Annotated in this window: 18 protein-coding genes; 6 read left to right on the forward strand and 12 right to left on the reverse strand. The window is 66.7% G+C overall.

The window, feature by feature from the left end; translation table 11 throughout:
• Positions 1-27 precede the first annotated feature (27 nt).
• The 3 genes from ABIE58_RS04620 to ABIE58_RS04630 are packed head-to-tail and all read left to right on the forward strand — an operon-like array spanning position 28 to position 2,564.
• Positions 28-777 (forward strand): 5-oxoprolinase subunit B family protein, encoded by a 750-nt coding sequence (locus tag ABIE58_RS04620; protein ID WP_354543520.1) that lies wholly within the window; start codon positions 28-30, stop codon positions 775-777.
• A complete protein-coding gene (locus tag ABIE58_RS04625; protein ID WP_354543521.1) occupies positions 774-1,787 on the forward strand; it encodes a 5-oxoprolinase subunit C family protein in 1,014 nt (337 codons plus the stop codon). Before ABIE58_RS04620 ends, ABIE58_RS04625 begins: the two co-directional genes overlap by 4 nt.
• A gap of 3 nt (positions 1,788-1,790) precedes the next feature.
• Positions 1,791-2,564, forward strand: a complete 774-nt coding sequence (locus ABIE58_RS04630; protein WP_354543522.1) for a LamB/YcsF family protein — start codon at positions 1,791-1,793, stop codon at positions 2,562-2,564.
• Between the two features lie 78 nt (positions 2,565-2,642).
• Here the strand turns inward: ABIE58_RS04630 and ABIE58_RS04635 are convergent, their stop codons facing one another.
• From ABIE58_RS04635 to ABIE58_RS04665, 7 genes are all read right to left on the reverse strand, one after another.
• Positions 2,643-3,152 (reverse strand): CarD family transcriptional regulator, encoded by a 510-nt coding sequence (locus tag ABIE58_RS04635; RefSeq protein WP_354543523.1) that lies wholly within the window; start codon positions 3,150-3,152, stop codon positions 2,643-2,645.
• Between the two features lie 280 nt (positions 3,153-3,432).
• A complete protein-coding gene (gene fdxA / locus ABIE58_RS04640) occupies positions 3,433-3,771 on the reverse strand; it encodes a ferredoxin FdxA (RefSeq protein WP_354543524.1) in 339 nt (112 codons plus the stop codon).
• A 63-nt stretch (positions 3,772-3,834) separates the two neighbouring features.
• Positions 3,835-4,215 (reverse strand): RNA-binding S4 domain-containing protein, encoded by a 381-nt coding sequence (locus ABIE58_RS04645; RefSeq protein ID WP_354543525.1) that lies wholly within the window; start codon positions 4,213-4,215, stop codon positions 3,835-3,837.
• Positions 4,212-4,667 (reverse strand): PIN domain-containing protein, encoded by a 456-nt coding sequence (locus ABIE58_RS04650; RefSeq protein ID WP_354543526.1) that lies wholly within the window; start codon positions 4,665-4,667, stop codon positions 4,212-4,214. The genes ABIE58_RS04645 and ABIE58_RS04650 overlap by 4 nt, the downstream gene beginning before the upstream one ends.
• Positions 4,664-4,957: a hypothetical protein gene (locus ABIE58_RS04655; protein WP_354543527.1), complete on the reverse strand. Its 294-nt coding sequence runs from the start codon at positions 4,955-4,957 to the stop codon at positions 4,664-4,666. The genes ABIE58_RS04650 and ABIE58_RS04655 overlap by 4 nt, the downstream gene beginning before the upstream one ends.
• Positions 4,958-5,008: 51 nt before the next feature.
• A complete protein-coding gene (locus tag ABIE58_RS04660; protein ID WP_354543528.1) occupies positions 5,009-7,888 on the reverse strand; it encodes a helicase-related protein in 2,880 nt (959 codons plus the stop codon).
• Between the two features lie 33 nt (positions 7,889-7,921).
• Positions 7,922-8,473: a tetratricopeptide repeat protein gene (locus ABIE58_RS04665; protein WP_354543529.1), complete on the reverse strand. Its 552-nt coding sequence runs from the start codon at positions 8,471-8,473 to the stop codon at positions 7,922-7,924.
• Between the two features lie 81 nt (positions 8,474-8,554).
• Between ABIE58_RS04665 and ABIE58_RS04670 the strand changes: the two genes are divergently transcribed.
• Both ABIE58_RS04670 and ABIE58_RS04675 read left to right on the forward strand, forming a co-directional pair.
• Positions 8,555-8,845 (forward strand): SCP2 sterol-binding domain-containing protein, encoded by a 291-nt coding sequence (locus ABIE58_RS04670; protein ID WP_354543530.1) that lies wholly within the window; start codon positions 8,555-8,557, stop codon positions 8,843-8,845.
• The gene (locus ABIE58_RS04675; protein ID WP_354543531.1) at positions 8,845-9,828 is read left to right on the forward strand and encodes an alpha/beta fold hydrolase; all 984 of its coding nucleotides are present in this window, start codon (positions 8,845-8,847) and stop codon (positions 9,826-9,828) included. The genes ABIE58_RS04670 and ABIE58_RS04675 overlap by 1 nt, the downstream gene beginning before the upstream one ends.
• Here ABIE58_RS04675 and serB read toward each other — a convergent pair.
• The 5 genes from serB to ABIE58_RS04700 form a co-directional block, all read right to left on the reverse strand.
• Positions 9,801-10,670, reverse strand: coding sequence for a phosphoserine phosphatase SerB (gene serB, locus ABIE58_RS04680; protein WP_354543532.1), 870 nt, complete (start codon positions 10,668-10,670; stop codon positions 9,801-9,803). The two genes, ABIE58_RS04675 and serB, sit on opposite strands and share 28 nt — an antisense overlap.
• Positions 10,671-10,987: 317 nt before the next feature.
• Positions 10,988-11,707 carry an SDR family oxidoreductase gene (locus ABIE58_RS04685; RefSeq protein WP_354543533.1) on the reverse strand — a complete coding sequence of 240 codons (720 nt, stop codon included), beginning with the start codon at positions 11,705-11,707 and terminating at the stop codon, positions 10,988-10,990.
• Complete coding sequence (locus tag ABIE58_RS04690; RefSeq protein WP_354543534.1) at positions 11,704-13,233, reverse strand: AAA family ATPase; 1,530 nt, start codon at positions 13,231-13,233, stop codon at positions 11,704-11,706. The genes ABIE58_RS04685 and ABIE58_RS04690 overlap by 4 nt, the downstream gene beginning before the upstream one ends.
• Before the next feature lie 13 nt (positions 13,234-13,246).
• A complete protein-coding gene (locus tag ABIE58_RS04695; protein WP_354543535.1) occupies positions 13,247-14,188 on the reverse strand; it encodes a DMT family transporter in 942 nt (313 codons plus the stop codon).
• Positions 14,185-14,994: an alpha/beta fold hydrolase gene (locus ABIE58_RS04700; protein ID WP_354543536.1), complete on the reverse strand. Its 810-nt coding sequence runs from the start codon at positions 14,992-14,994 to the stop codon at positions 14,185-14,187. The genes ABIE58_RS04695 and ABIE58_RS04700 overlap by 4 nt, the downstream gene beginning before the upstream one ends.
• 207 nt (positions 14,995-15,201) lie before the next feature.
• Between ABIE58_RS04700 and mscL the strand changes: the two genes are divergently transcribed.
• The gene (gene mscL / locus ABIE58_RS04705; RefSeq protein ID WP_354543537.1) at positions 15,202-15,624 is read left to right on the forward strand and encodes a large conductance mechanosensitive channel protein MscL; all 423 of its coding nucleotides are present in this window, start codon (positions 15,202-15,204) and stop codon (positions 15,622-15,624) included.
• Positions 15,625-15,659: the final 35 nt, after the last annotated feature.

Consider the following 15,659-nt stretch of genomic DNA (forward strand, 5'->3'; position numbering starts at 1 on the left):
CCGCGGCAGGACAAGGACGCAATCGACGTGACCGATACCACTACCCAAGGCACATTCCCCCGCATCGGGCGGGTCGGCCTCGACGGTCTTCTGGTGTCGTTCGGCGACAGCCTGTCCGAGGCGGGCAACCGCGCGGCGCTGGCCTTTCGCGCGGCGGTGGAGCGGGCCACACCCGAGGGGGTGGAGGAAACATCCACCTCGCTGGTCTCGGTCTTCCTGCGGCTTGACGCGCTCCATACTGATCCCGAGGCCGTGGCGCGCGCCATGCAGGCGCTTCTGAACAGCCGCGACTGGTATGCCGAGGCCCTGCCGGAGGGCCGCCGCCTGTGGCGCATCCCCACCGTTTACGGCACCGATCTCGCCCCGCAACTCTCTGAGGCGGCAGGCGAGGCGGGGCTTTCGCCCGAGGCCGCCGCCACCGAGATCGCTGGCACCCGTGTGCGCGTGCAGACCATCGGTTTCGCCCCCGGTCAGCCCTATCTGGGTGAATTGCCCGCGCATTGGAACATCCCCCGCCAGCAGGCGCTGACCGAGCGTGTGCCCGTGGGCGCGCTGGTGCTGGCGATCCGTCAACTTGTGCTCTTTTCGGTCTCGACGCCGACCGGCTGGCGGCATGTCGGGCAGACCGCGTTTCGCCTGTTTCGCCCCGAGGCCGAGGCGCCCTTTGTGCTGCGCCCCGGTGACGAGGTGATTTTCGACGCCGTGGCGCGCGAGCAGTATGAGCGCCTGCGCGAAAGTGGCCCCGATGGCGGCGCGACCTTCGAGGCGATCCGATGAGCCGCGCCCTGCACATCCATCAGGCCGGTCCGGGCGTGACCGTGCAGGATCTCGGGCGGCCCGGATACCTTGCCTATGGGCTGTCGCGCGGCGGGGCGGCGGACCGTCTCGCAATCCATGAGGGCGCGGCGCTGCTGGGGCAGGGGGCAGAGACGGCGGCGCTGGAAATGGCCGGGATGGGCGGCACGTTCATCGCCTCCGAGGACATGCGCATCGCCCTCACCGGCGCGCCCATGCGGGCAAGCATCGACGGCGCGCCGGTGGCGTGGAATGCCTCGCACCTTCTGCCCGCAGGCGCGCGGCTCACCATCGGCCCGGCCACTGCCGGCGTCTATGGCTACCTCCATCTGGGCGGCGGCATCGCCACGCCTGAGGTGCTCGGCGCGCGTTCCGCCCATCTTGCCGCCGGGATCGGCGCGCCGCTTGTGGCAGGCGATAGCCTTCCCATCGGCCCGGACCGGGGGCAGGAGACCGGCCTTCTCCTCGACCCCGAGGACCGCTTCGCGGGCGGCGAGGTGCGGGTGGTGGCGGGGTATCAGACCCCCATGTTCCCCGACGACGAGGTGACGCGCTTCGAGCAGACCCGCTTTACCCGCGACGCGCGTGGCAACCGCATGGGCGTGCGCCTTGCCCCCGATGGCGCGGGATTTGCCGCCCGCGCGGGCCTCACCGTGCTGTCGGAGGCGATCGTGCCCGGCGACATCCAGATCACCGGCGATGGTGCGCCTTTCGTGCTGATGGCAGAATGCCAGACCACGGGTGGCTATCCCCGAATCGGCGCGGTGCTTCCCTGCGACCTGCCGCGTGTGGCGCAGGCCGCCCCCGGCACCGTCCTGCGCCTGCGTTTCGTTGCGCCCGATGAGGCATTGGCCGCCGAACGCCGCGCCGCAGAGGCCCGCGCCACCCTGCGCCGCCGCCTGACCCACCTGACACGCGACCCCCACGACATCCGCGATCTTCTGTCCTATCAACTCATCAGCGGCGCGATTGCCGGGAACGAGGAGGAATGAGCCATGCAAAAATCCGTCGATCTCAACGCCGATATGGGCGAGAGCTTTGGCCCCTGGAAAATGGGCAATGACGCGGCGCTGCTGGATATCATCAGCTCCGCCAACATCGCCTGCGGCTTTCACGCGGGCGACCCGGATGTGATGGCGGCGACGATGGCCCGCGCGGTGACGAATGGCACCGGCATCGGCGCGCATCCCGGTCTGGCCGATCTTCAGGGCTTTGGCCGCAACCGCATGGACGTGCCCCATGCGACGCTGGCCAATCAGGTCCGCTATCAGTTGGGCGCGGCGCAGGCGATGGCGCGCGCGGCGGGGGGTGCTGTGCGGCATCTGAAGCTGCACGGCGCGCTGGCCAACATGGCATCCGAGGATGAGGGCCTTGCCCGCGCCTGCTACGACGCGGCGCTGTCGGTCGATCCCGAGATCATCGTCATGGTGCTTGCGGGCACGGCGCAGGAGGCGGCGGCGCGGAGCCTGAATGCCCGCATCGCCTGTGAGATCTTCGCCGACCGCGCCTATAACGCCGATTGCACGCTGGTGGACCGGCGACAGCCCGGCGCGGTGATCCATGACGCGGATCACGCGGCGGAACGCATCCTCGAGATGCTGCGCGCGGGCGCGATCATCGCCGAGGATGGCACGCACATCCCCACACGGATCGACACGATCTGCCTGCATGGCGATACGCCCGAGGCTGTCGAGATCGCCCGCGCCCTGCGCGCGGGGCTGGAGGCCGCAGGCATTCGCGTGGCACAGTTCGACGGCGCGCGCGGATAGGGTAGATCACGCGCCCCCGACCCAAGAAAAAGGCCGCACCCGGAGGGGTGCGGCCTTGATCGTTGGAGTTGATCCGGCTCAGGCGGCGCGGGACACCAGCACATCGCCCACTTGCCGTGCGGCCTGCACCTCGTCACCGCCCGAGGCGGCGGCCACCTCGCGGGTCAGACGTTCAAGCGCGGCCTCGTAAAGCTGACGCTCGGAATAGCTCTGCTCGCGCTGATCGTCGCTGCGGTGCAGGTCGCGCACCACTTCGGCAATCGCAATCAGGTCGCCCGAGTTGATCTTTTGCTCGTATTCCTGCGCGCGGCGCGACCACATCGCCCGCTTGACGCGCGCCTTGCCCTTGAGCGTGGTCATCGCCCTGGAAATCACGTCCGGGCTCGACAGGCTGCGCATCCCGATTTCGGTGGCCTTGGCCGTGGGCACCCGCAGCGTCATCTTGTCCTTCTCGAAAGAGATCACGAAAAGCTCGAGCGTGATGCCCGCGACTTCCTGTTCCTCGATCGAGATGATCTGCCCGACGCCATGGGCGGGGTAGACGACGTATTCATCGGGGCGAAACTCGGTCTTTCTGGCTTTCGACATACGGTTCTTTCCTTGCAGCGCGCCATCCGACACATAAAACAACACATTCCTAAACCCCGAGCGGGTCAGGTATATGTGTTTCATGTCATGAGTTTTCCACCCCGGCAGCGAATGAGGTGGAGACGGTTTCAGGCGCATCATGTTATTCGTGAAGAGACCATAACACAAATTACGCCTCAAAGAAAGAGCGCGCCGCGCAGGGCGTGTTTTTGACCTTTCTGGTCAGGGGGTTGCGCCATTGCGGCGCAGGTCCTGCGCCCGCCCAGTGGCGAATCGCCCTTCAGCCGCCCTCGCCGGGCGTTTCCGAGAAATATTTCTCGAGCTTGCCGGTTTCGCCGTCGCGGTCCTCGGCCTCTGGCAGCGGGTCTTTCTTGGTCACGATGACCGGCCAGGCCTCGGAATACTTGCGGTTGAATTCCACCCATGGCTCCATGTCCGGCTCGGTATCGGGGCGGATCGCGTCGGCGGGGCATTCCGGCTCGCATACGCCGCAATCAATGCATTCGTCGGGATGGATCACCAGCATGTTCTCGCCCTCGTAGAAACAATCCACGGGGCACACCTCGACACAGTCGGTGTATTTGCAGGCGATGCAGTTGTCGGTGACGATATAGGTCATGGGCGTCTCACGTGCTTGCCGGATGCGCGGCGGTTCGGGTGTGACCTAGTCCAGACGGCGCGATCATTCAAGCGGGCCAGAGCCATCGGACAAGAGTTTGCGGCGATCACGCTTGGTCGGGCGGCCCTTTCCCTCGTAACGCGGGTTGGGCGGAGCACTGTCGCGGGACTCGGGCGGGGTGATATCTTCGTAAAGCGCCTGCGCCTCGGGGGCGGGGCCACGGCGCGTGCCGGGCGCGATGATCCGCACCACGCGCACGTGGTGCCCTTGGGCAAAGGTCAGCACGTCACCGGCCCCGACCTGCTGCGCCGGCTTGGCGGCGCGGCTGCCGTTGACGCGCACATGCCCGCCCGTGACCTGTCCGGCGGCGAGGCTGCGCGTCTTGAAGAACCGCGCCTGCCACAGCCACTTGTCGAGGCGGATTTTGGGGCAAGGCTCTGTCACCGCGTCACCTCGACACGATGCCAGAAATTCTCGACCATAATTCCATGCCCCATCAACATGCCGTAAAGCGGGCCATCGGCGGTCAGAACGTGATCGCCACGCCGTGCAAGCACCGCAAGAGACGCATCGGCCAATCCGAGATGGGCAAAAAACGGCGCCTTCAAAGTGTCCACACTCGGCACGTAAATCTCATCGAGAGTGGCGATATATTCCGCCAGAACATCACATCCACCCCGACACAATTGTTGCTTGCCGGAGCCGATCAGGTTGGAGGTTTCGGTGAGGATATTCGGTGTCGAGACGTGGTGGGAAAAATCGGCGCAGATATCATTGAGCCGCGACAGATGCGCTCCCTCGAAAGCCTCCAACCGTCTGCGACCTATGCGAGCCGGATCGAGGTTGCCGACGATCCACAGCACCAGAAGGTTGGTGTCGAGCAGCAGCCGCTTCACACGTGGTCAAGTCCGATGAATGCGCCGTCTTCTGCGTTAAGGCGAATAACGCGAAATTCTCGAATCGGCTCTAGCTTTTTTTCAGCAAAACTCAGTGGGCCACCAACGATTTTTTCTCGACCGATATCAAAACCGATCGTGACCTCCCAAAGATTTCGCGTCTCGTCATAGCGAAGCCCTTCAAGCAGTAGATGACTAAGGATGTCGCATTCGTAAAGCTCCTTGAAATGCCGGAACGCCTCATCCACCGCTTGCTTCGGCGACAGTTTTTTCTCCTTCACCTGCGCCATGTCCGGAACCTCCTCGGCATTTCGAGTTCTGTTGATATAAACCGTCTTGCGTCAGTTTTTAGTCTTGAGCCCCATCAACGCCGCCGCAAACGGGTTGTCGGGGTCGATGCGGTCTTTCTTCTCGGGGCGCGCGCTGAAGCTCTTGGCGCGGTCCTCGCGGGGTTTGCCGTCGCCCGGCTTGCCCTTGCCACGGGGTTTGCCGCCGGATTTGCCCTGCGGCTTGCCCTCTGATCTCCCCTCGGATTTCCCCTGCGCCTTGCCGCGCCCGCCCTGTTGCGGGCGCGCACCGCGTGGCTGTCTCGGGGCCCAGGTGAAGGTATAGAATACCTCGATCTCCGGTGCTGCCACGTCGGGCGCATCGCCGGGGGCGATCTCTTCCTCGGGGGTCTCGGGGATATCGGCGGCGATCTCGGGATCGGGCTGTGGCACCTCCACGACGGGGGCCACCCCCTCGTCGGGCAGGGCGGCGGCCTCCTCCTCGGCGGTCTCCGGGGCCTCCTCGGCGGCGTCGGCGGCATCGGCGGGGGCCTCGGCCAGGGCCTTGTCCACCGGCTTGACCTTCTCGCGCTCGGCGCGCTCGGCGCGATAACCCAGCCCCTGCATCAGCCCCGCGAATTGCTCCAGCGTCATGCCGGTGATCGACAGCATATCCGCCGTCGCCTCGAACCCGCCCCGCCCGTCGACAGAGCGAAGCATATCGGCCAGCCGCTCCAGCATGTCGATGCGAATCGCCCGCTCGCCCGCAGCGCGATAGCCCGCCATCGCGAAATAGCCCGGTTGAGCATCCGAATCGGCGGGCACGGTCACAAGCCCCGGTGGCGGCGCCTCGGGAAAGGTCTCAAGCCCCTTGCCAAGCGACCACAGCACCAGCCGCAGCCGCGTCGGCGCGGGCTTCAGGAGCAGCGGCAGGAACACGGTGAACTGCCCGAAACGCACGCCATGCTTGCGCAGCGCGCCGCGCGCCTCCTGATCGAGCGCCTTGACCTCCTCGGCCACGTCGCCGCGCGGCAGCACGCCCATGCCCTCGACCAGCCGGAAACCAAAGCCGCGCGCAAGCCCGCTCAGCGTCTCGTCTCGGCTGATCGCCATCAGCGGCTCGAACAGCGTCGCCACCTTGCGATCAATGAAATGTTGCAACCGGCGCTGCACCTTGGCGGCCACATCCGGCCCAGCCTCGTCATCGACAAAGGCCACCGCCTGCGGCTTCAGCGGATCGGCGCCGGCCACCAGCTTGCCGACCGCGTCCTTGCCCCACATGAGGCCGCCCTGTTCGGTAAAGTCGATCTCGGTATCGGGGGCGTTGTAGAACCGATCCGCCTTGAGATGGAAATGGGGCGCAAGGGCCGCAAGGCTCGCCTGTTCCAGCGTGCGCGCCTCTTGTCCCGCCGCCGCCTTGTCGCGGACAAAGCGGAATCCCGTCAGCCGCCCGATGAATTCGCCTTCGACGCTGACGGCGCCCTGATCGTTCACTTCGGCCACCATCGCCTCCTTCTGCTTGAGCCGGCGCATCAGCACGGATGTGCGCCGGTCCACGAATCTTTGCGTCAACGCGCCGTGGAGCGCGTCCGACAGGCGGTCTTCTACCGCGCGTGTCGCCTCGCGCCAATGGGTTTCGTCATCCACCCATCCCTTGCGCTGCGCCACGTATGTCCATGTGCGGATATGCGCGAGACGTTTCGAGAGCGTGTCGATATCGCCATCCACGCGGTCGATGCGGCTGATCTGTTGGCCCAGCCAGTCATCGGGCACGCGGCCCCACTCGTGCAGGTCGCAGAATATACGCTCCAAGAGGCTGGCGTGCTCAGCCGCACTTATCCCGCGAAAATCGGGGATGCGGCAGACATCCCACAACAGCCGCACGCCGGGCGCATCAGAGGCGCGCGCGCGCACATCCGGCACCTCTGCGAGCGTCTTGAGCGCTGCCAGATCGTCGGCCTCGCGCCCGCGCGTCAGCAACTCATGCTCGGGTCGCGCCTCCAGCGAGGCAATCAGCGCCTGCGCCGAGCCGAAAGCCAGCCGCGCGTTGCGCCATTCCAGTTTGCGCACCGGGGCAAAGCGGTGATCCATGATCGCCTCGGCCAGGTCCGGCTCCAGATCCGGGGCCTCGCCAGTGACCCCAAAGGTGCCGTCGCGCATCCCCCGCCCCGCACGGCCCGCGATCTGGCCCAATTCATGCGGGAACAGCGGGCGCATCCGCCGCCCGTCGAATTTCGTGAGCGACGAGAACGCCACATGGTCGATATCGAGGTTGAGCCCCATGCCGATGGCATCGGTGGCCACCAGATAATCGACATCGCCATTCTGATAAAGCGCCACCTGCGCGTTGCGCGTGCGGGGGGAAAGCGCGCCCATCACCACCGCCGCACCGCCCTTTTGCCGCCGGATCAACTCGGCGATGGCATAGACGTTCTCAACCGAAAAGCCCACGATGGCGCTGCGCGCGGGCATCCGCGATATCTTGTGCGCGCCTGTGTAGCTGAGTTGCGACATGCGCGCGCGGCCCAGAAACTCCACCCCCGGCACCAGCGCCGCGATGGTCGGACGCATGGAATGGCTGCCCAGAAACTGCGTCTCGCGCAGGCCCCGCATCCGCAAGAGCCGGTCGGTAAAGACATGGCCGCGCTCGGGATCGGCGCAAAGCTGAATCTCGTCGATGGCGACGAAATCAGTGCCCATCCCCTCGGGCATCGCCTCGACGGTGCAGACCCAGTATTGCGCGCGCGGCGGCACGATCCGTTCCTCGCCGGTCACCAGCGCCACCACCGACGGCCCGCGCACTGCCACGATCCGGTCATAGACCTCGCGCGCCAGAAGGCGCAGCGGCAAGCCAATAATGCCGGTGCGATAGCCCAGCATCCGCTCGATCGCGTAATGGGTCTTGCCGGTATTGGTGGGGCCCAGAACCGCGACGGTTCTTGACTGTTCGGACATGCGCCCCCCGTTCTCTCGACTGGCTGTCTTGCCTCAGATGTCGGTGCCGCCCAGCTTGCGCGACACCCGTTCCAGGGCCTCGCTTACGGCCTCGTGATGGGGATGTATAGCCTGCGCCCGCTCCAGCGCGTCATGTGCCAGCGCAAACCGCCCGGTCTGCTCGAAAATGACGCCCATGCCGTAGATCGCGTTGAAATGGCGCGGCTCCAGCACGACGACCTGCGCAAGATCATGCAGCGCGAGGCCATAGCGCTTTTGCTCGAAAAACGCGGCGGAGCGCACATGCCACGCCTCGGCGAATTCCGGCGCGTGGTCGATGGCGGCGCTGAGATGCGCGATGGCCATGCCCAGATCGCCCGCCTCGAGCGCATCCTCGCCCCGGCGCAACAAGAGGTCCATCGCCGCAGAGCCGGAGCGCGCCCATTCCAGCTCGATTTCGGCGGCGATGCGGCGCGCGTCCATGGGCTCTGCGCCCTCAAGCTGCGCGAAAAGCGTGTCGAGCCGCGCATCGGTTGCGGCCACGGGTAAGGAAAACATGACCAGCACCAGCCCTGCCGCTACGGTATGGTTGAGATATCGGCGCATGTCTTTCATAACAGGGCTGAGTTTAGCGCGGATCGGCGGGAGTGAAAGCCCCGTCATCGCAATCGTGAAAGGATGGATGAGATGAGCGACGTGATAGAGGCCGCGGTCAAGGCCCTGAACGACAAGATGGGCAGCGACGGCTTTGACGGGGCGGCCAAGTTCGTGATCGAGGGCGAGGGCAGCATCGTGATCGACGCCAATGGTGCGCGCGCCGCCGATGATGACGCCGACGTGACGCTGAGCGCCGATGCCGACACGTTTGAATCGATTCTCGCGGGCGACCTTGACCCCACCGCCGCCTTCATGTCGGGGCGGCTGTCGGTCGATGGCGATATGGGCCTCGCGATGAAGCTGGGCAGCGTCCTCGCCTGATGGAGCGCGCCCCGTTCTATTCGGAGGTGGCCAGCGGCCCCGATGACGGGGCGGCGTGGTGGCTCGCGGCGCGCGATGGCGTGCGGCTGCGCGCGGGGCTGTGGCACCGCGAGGCCGAGAACGGCACGGTGCTGCTGTTTCCCGGCCGCACCGAATATATCGAGAAATATGGCCGCGCGGCGGGGCATTTCGCGGCGCGCGGCTATGCCACGCTGGCAATCGACTGGCGCGGGCAGGGGCTGGCCGACCGGCTCACCGGAGACGCGATGGCGGGCCATGTCCATCACTTCCCCGACTATCAGCACGATGTGGCGGCAATGATCGCGGCGGCGCAGGCGCTTGATCTGCCGCGCCCCTGGCACCTGCTCGCGCATTCGATGGGCGGCTGTATCGGGTTGCGCGCGGTCATGGAGCGGCTCGACGTGGCCAGCGCCGCCTTTTCCGCGCCGATGTGGGGCATTCATATGGGCGCGGCGCTGCGCCCGGTGGCGTGGTCGCTTGGGTGGGGCGCGCGGCGGCTTTGCCTTGGCCATCACTACGCGCCAAGCACGGGGCCTGAGCATTATGTGCTGTCAGAGCCGTTCGAGACCAACAAGCTCACCAATGACCGCGCGATGTGGGATTACATGGCGCGCCAGTTGCAGGCCCATCCAGAGCTTGGCATCGGCGGGCCAAGCCTGCGCTGGCTGCACGAATCGCTGCGCGAGATGCGCGCGCTGGCGCGCCGCCCCTCGCCCGCGCTGCCCTGTCTCACGCTTCTGGGCAGCGACGAGGAGATCGTCGACGCCGCCCGCATCCATGATCGCATGGCGCATTGGCCCGGCGGACGGCTGGAGATCGTCCCCGGCGGGCGGCACGAGACGCTGATGGATACGCCCGCGATGCAGGCGCGGCTTTTCGCGACTCTCTGCGATTTCTACGATGGTGAAGGGCACAGCCGCCGCCTGAGCCGCGCTCAATCCGCGAAATCGTCGCGCCGATAGCCCTGAAGATAGAGCAGCGCCGTCAGGTCGCCGTGGTTGATGCGAATATCGCATTGCGCGGCGACGGATGGCTTGGCATGGAGCGCCACCCCGCTCCCGGCGCGGCCCAGCATCCCCAGATCGTTGGCCCCGTCCCCCACGGCGATCACATCCGCCTCGGTGATCCCGCGCCGCGCGGTGATCTCTTCAAGCGCGCGCACCTTGGCCTCGCGCCCAAGGATGGGCTGGGCCACCGTCCCGGTGAGGTGCCCCCCCTCCGACAGAAGCGTGTTGGCGCGGTGCTCGTCAAAGCCGAGCCGCGCCGCGATGGCCTGTGTGAACGCGGTGAACCCGCCCGAGACAAGCGCCGCATAGGCCCCGTGCGCGCGCATCGTCGCCACCAGCGCGGCCCCGCCCGGCATAAGCGTGATTCGCGACGCCAGCACCTCGGCGATGACCGTCTCGGACAGGCCGCGCAACAGCGCCACCCGCTCGGTCAGCGCGCCCTCGAAATCCAGCTCGCCATTCATCGCCCGCGCGGTGATGGCGCGCACATGCGCGCCGACGCCCGCCACCTCGGCCAGCTCGTCGATGCATTCCTGCCGGATCATGGTGCTGTCCATATCGGCCAGCAGCATCGCCTTGCGCCGCCCCGCGCCGGGCTGCACCACCAGGTCCACGCCCTGCGCCTGCAAATCGGCCCAGACCTGCCACAGGTTGCCGGGGCTATGCGGCAGGCCGAATTCCGCCGCCTCGCGTCCCGATAGCCAGACCGCCTCGCCGCCGCCCCAGGCGCTGCGCAGCGCCTCGACAAGCGCGGGATCAAGGGCACCGGGCGGCGCGATCAGGGTGGCGGTGAACATGGGGCAGTCGTCCTGGCAAAGACGCGTCACGCGTCGCGGGTTTCGCTCAGGCGGCGGTTTAACGCAATTTCAGAAGAAGGTGACAGGGTTTTTTCGGTTCGAAATCGCGACAACCCGATCATTTGGAATATCCGTCTTGTTCGGGCGGTTTCTGGTATCCGTTTGCGGTCGGGCACTCGCGCGGCTCATCGCATCGTATCGACCGTCCCCTCCAAGCCAGGAATGTCCCCCCACACAGAATCGGCCATCTCGTGCCAAGTGGCGGACACGGGCACCATCGCCGCCCTTGCGACAGCCTCCGCATGTCGCGGGGCCGCTCAGCCCCGTCCGATATAGGGCATCTTCGTCGCCATCAGCGTCATGAACTGCACATTGGCCTCGGGCGGCAGATCGGCCATCTGCACCACCGCGCGCCCCACCTCCGCCACCTCCATCGTGGGTGGCGGGGCGTCGGGATTGGCGGCGATGATCCCCTCCAGAAGCTCGGTGCGCGCGTTGCCGATGTCGATCTGCCCGCAGGCGATGTCAAAGGCGCGGCCATCGAGGCTGAGCGTCCTGGTCAGCCCGGTAATGGCGTGTTTGGTGGTGGTATAGGCGACCGATCCGGGGCGCGGCGCGTGCGCCGAGATCGAGCCATTGTTGATGATCCGCCCGCCCTGCGGCTGCTGCCGCCGCATCTGTGCAAACGCCGCCTGCGCACACAGGAACATGCCATTCAGGTTCACATCGACCACCTGCCGCCACTCGTCATAGCCCAGCTCGTCGATCATTGCCGCGCGCCCGAAACTGCCGGCGTTGTTGAACAGCACGTCGAGCCGGCCCGCCGTCGCGGTGAACTCCGCGAAACAGTGCGCCACATCCTCGGGCGAGGTCACGTCGCCTTGCAAGGGCACGGCGTGCTCATGCCCCGCCGCCACCGCGTTCAGCGCGCCCTCGCGCCGCGCCATCAGTCCCACGCGCCAGCCCGCATCGAGAAAGGCGCGCGCGCAGGCGGCCCCGATCCCGGCGCTGGCCCCGGTGATGAGAACGGATTTCATGGCTCTTCCTCCCTTGCGAGTTCCAATGCCACCGGCCTTGCCCGCAAGTCGTCGATGCCAAGCGGCGCGGTGGGTTTCGACAGCCGGTTGCGCACCACCCAGTGCAGCCGCTCCTCGGCGCGGGTGATCGCCACATAGGCAAGCCGTTTCCACAAGGGCTGTCCGGCCTCGGAGCGCCCCATCCGTGCGGCGGCGTGGATATCGGGGGCAAAGACCTGCACATCGCGCCACTGGCTGCCCTGCGCCTTGTGGATCGTGACCGCCGCCCCGTGCAGGAAGGTGGCCCCCATATTGGCGGCATAGGGAATGAACGGCTCTTCCTCGTCTGGCTTCTCGATCTTGACGATCGAGGCCGCCGAGAGGCGCGGATCCTCGGCCCCGATGACATGCAGCCGCGAGAAGCCGGCGCGCTTGCCGGGGCCGAGATAGATCACCTGCGCCCCCTTGATGAGGCCGCGCGCCTCGAGATCAAGCCGCTTCTTGCGATGCTTGAGCGGCAGCTCGATCCCGTCGCAAATCAGCGGCTCACCCTCCAGCAGCGCGGTTTCCGGCGCGCCATGCACCGCGCGAAACGCATTGATGAGGCGGATGCGCGTGGCGTTGCGCCAGACAAGGACGGGCGAGCGCGCCATCAGATCGACCTCCACCCGCTCGGCCCAGCGCACCCGCTCGTCGCGCGCGGCGGCCTCCTCGATCATCCGCTCGAAATGATGGAATTCCAGCGCCGGATCGGCCAGCGCATGGGCCAGATCAAGGATCGGGTTGTCGGCATCCTGCCGGTGGATGCGGCTGAGCGTCAGCAGGTCGGGCGCGGGCAGGGTCTCGAACACCATGCCGCCGGTGGATTTCACGGGCGGCAATTGCGCCGGGTCGCCGAACAGGATCAGCGTTGGGAAGATCTCTTGCAAATCCTCGAATTGTTTGGCGTCGAGCATGCTCGCCTCGTCGACAAGGCCGATATCAAGCGGCTCGTCGCGCCGCGTCCAGCCGGTGATGAAATCCGACCCGCGCAAGCCCGCGGCAGCCAGCGCGCCGGGGATGGATGCCTGCGCCTGGTAAAACGCCAGCGCCCGATCAAGCGCCAGATCGGTCAGCCCCTCGATCTCGGGGCGCGCGCCCTGGCCTGCCAGCCATTCGGCGATCTTCTCGTATTCCGGGTGATAGACGGGGGTATAAAGGATGCGGTGGATGGTCGTCGCGGGCACGCCTCGCATCCGCAGCACGCTTGCCGCCTTGTTGGTGGGCGCAAGGATCGCCAGCGTGCGCCGGTCGCGCCGTTTGCGCCCCTCCCAATCGCCCGAGACAACGTCGACGCCCGCCTCCTCTAGCGCGCGGTAAAGCGCGGCCAGAAGCAGCGTCTTGCCCGACCCGGCCTTGCCGATCACGGCCAGCGCCACCTGCTTGCCCTCGCGCGGAGGGGTGAGCGTGCCGCCCTCGATATCCACGCCAACCCCGCGCAGCGCCAGCGCGATGCGGTCATGGGCCTCGGCCTGATCCGGCGAATAGCTCAGCGCGGTGTCGGTCATGCGGCCCCTTGCCTCATCGCGGGGCCTTGCGCCCGACCAGCGCGCGCAGGCGCGGCCATGACAGCTCCACCAGCACGCAGGCAGTGACCAGCGCGATTGCCAGCACCTGAAGCGACGTTGGCCACGCGCCAAGGATCACGATGGCCAACGCCGCTGCGATGATCGGCTTGAGAAAGAAGAGATAGGATGCGCGGGTGATGTCGGGGGCCGCCGACAGCCCGCCGAACCACATGAGTTGCGTTACCGTGGTGTTCCACAGCGCAAGGATCACCAGCGACCACGCCGCCAGCGCCGGTTTCTCGACGATGCTCGCGGGGTTGACCCATTTGCCCCAGGCCACCCCCACCAGCAGCCACAGGCCGATCCCGCCGATCATCATGGTGAGCGCGATGATCTTGAGGCCGCCGTGGCGCGCCATCACCGGCTTGATGAGCACCGCATAGAAAGAGCCGAGCGCGGCACAGCCGGTGGCGAGCAGAACCCCCGGCAGCGTGCCCGCCTCGCCCGCCAGCGCCGCCAGCGCGCCATCGGTCAAGAGCACCGCGATGCCCAGCACCGCAAGCAGGCCGGTGACCATCTTGACCGCGCCGGGATGCACGCCGTTCAGCGTCCAGTTGGCGAGGGCCACGAAAATCGGGATCGTGGTGGTGACCGTGGCCACCTGAATGACGGTCGCGTAATCAAGCGCCCAGTGAAAGAACAGGTAGGTGACGGTGACGCCCATGAACGACAGCCACACGATGTTGAGCCCCTCGCGGCGCAGGGGGGTGATGAGATCGCGGCTGTCACGATCCCACAGCGCCCAGAGGATCAGGCCGAAACCGCCGAGAAGATAGCGCCAGACGCTGGTTTCCGGCCCCGCGACACCGCCCAGCTTGGCAAAGAATTCGCTGCTCGCGTGCCCCGCCACGCCGATCATCACCGCCGGATAGGCCCATTTCTCAGGGATGTTCATGAACGCATCTCCGCCCCGAACCGTGCGAGGCTTGCCGCCAGCCGCTCGGGGGCCTCTTGCGGCAACAGGTGGCCCACCTCCGCCCAATCCTCGCGCCGCGCGTCGGGCATTGTGGCGTAAAGTCGGTCCACCACGTCGCGGTCGAGAAACACCCGATCCTGCAACCCGGTGATAACGAGCGTGGGCAGCGCGAGCGCGCCCCAATCGAGCGCCCAATCGGTATGGGCGGCGTTGCGCATCAGGTTCATATGGCCATGCTCGGGCGGCAGCGGCGCGTAATCGTCCTTGAGGAAATTGCCCCGCGCCTGAGCGGCGAAATCGCCGTTGACCAGCAGCGGAAAAAGCGCGTCGAGAAAGAGCGACACCCCGCCATGCGCCACGATCCGCGCCATCGCATGGTTGACCCAGTCGATGCGCGGCCCGACCTCGCGCAGGGTGTTGAGCAGCACGAGGCCCCGCGCCTGCGCCCCGTTCAGCACCGCGCGCGCGGCGTAAAGCCCGCCGATGGACAGGCCCACAAGGATGGGCCGCGCAGGCACCACCTCGGCCAGAAGCCGCTCCAGATCGGCCACGATCACGGCATCCGACAACTCCAGCGCCGGATCAAAGGGCGAGTCCGCCTGCCCCCGGAAATTGTAGCTCAGCGTGCCGAACCCTTGGGCGCGCAAGGCAGGCGCCACCGCCGCCTCCCATGCATCGGTGGAGCCGGTGAGCGCGTTGACGAACACGAAGGTCGGCGCATCCTCGCGGGTGGGCGCGTGGTGGATATAAAAAAGCGCGTCGGTCGTCGAGAGCGCGAGTTGCATGGGTGTCTCCGTGATGATCGGCAACGGCGGCACGCTAGGCGGCGGCCTCGGGAATGGCAAGGCGGCAGGTGCCACGTATGGGGAGGAGGCCCGCCGCTTTCCCCGCCGGAGTGCCATATTTTTGGCGCGGGTTTCGCGGCTTTCATGGTAAATCGCTCGCGCGGACGGGAGAGACATCCCGCCAGGGTCAGTGCGAAAGGAACCAACATGCTTCAAGAGTTCAAGGATTTCATCGCCAAGGGCAATGTCATGGACATGGCCGTCGGCATCATCATCGGCGCGGCGTTCACCGCGATTGTCGGCTCGCTCGTATCCGACCTCATCAACCCGATCATCAGCCTGTTTCTCGGCGGGATCGACTTTTCCGGCCTCTACGTGCTGCTTGGCTCGGGCGAGTATGCCTCCATCACCGCCGCCGAAGAGGCGGGCGCCGCCGTCTTCGCCTATGGCCGGTTCATCATGGCGGTGATGAATTTTCTCATCGTCGCTTGGGTGGTGTTCGTTCTGGTCAAGATCGTGAACCGCGCCAAGAGTGCCGCATCGGCCCCCGAAAAGGCCGCACCGGCGGCCGATCCCGGCCCGTCGGAGCTTGATATCCTCATGGAAATCCGCGACGCGCTCAGGAAATGAGCCGCAGACACAGGGGGATGGGTCCGCACTGCTGC

It is taken from the genome of Roseovarius sp. MBR-78 (assembly GCF_040547535.1).
Classification (GTDB): domain Bacteria; phylum Pseudomonadota; class Alphaproteobacteria; order Rhodobacterales; family Rhodobacteraceae; genus Roseovarius.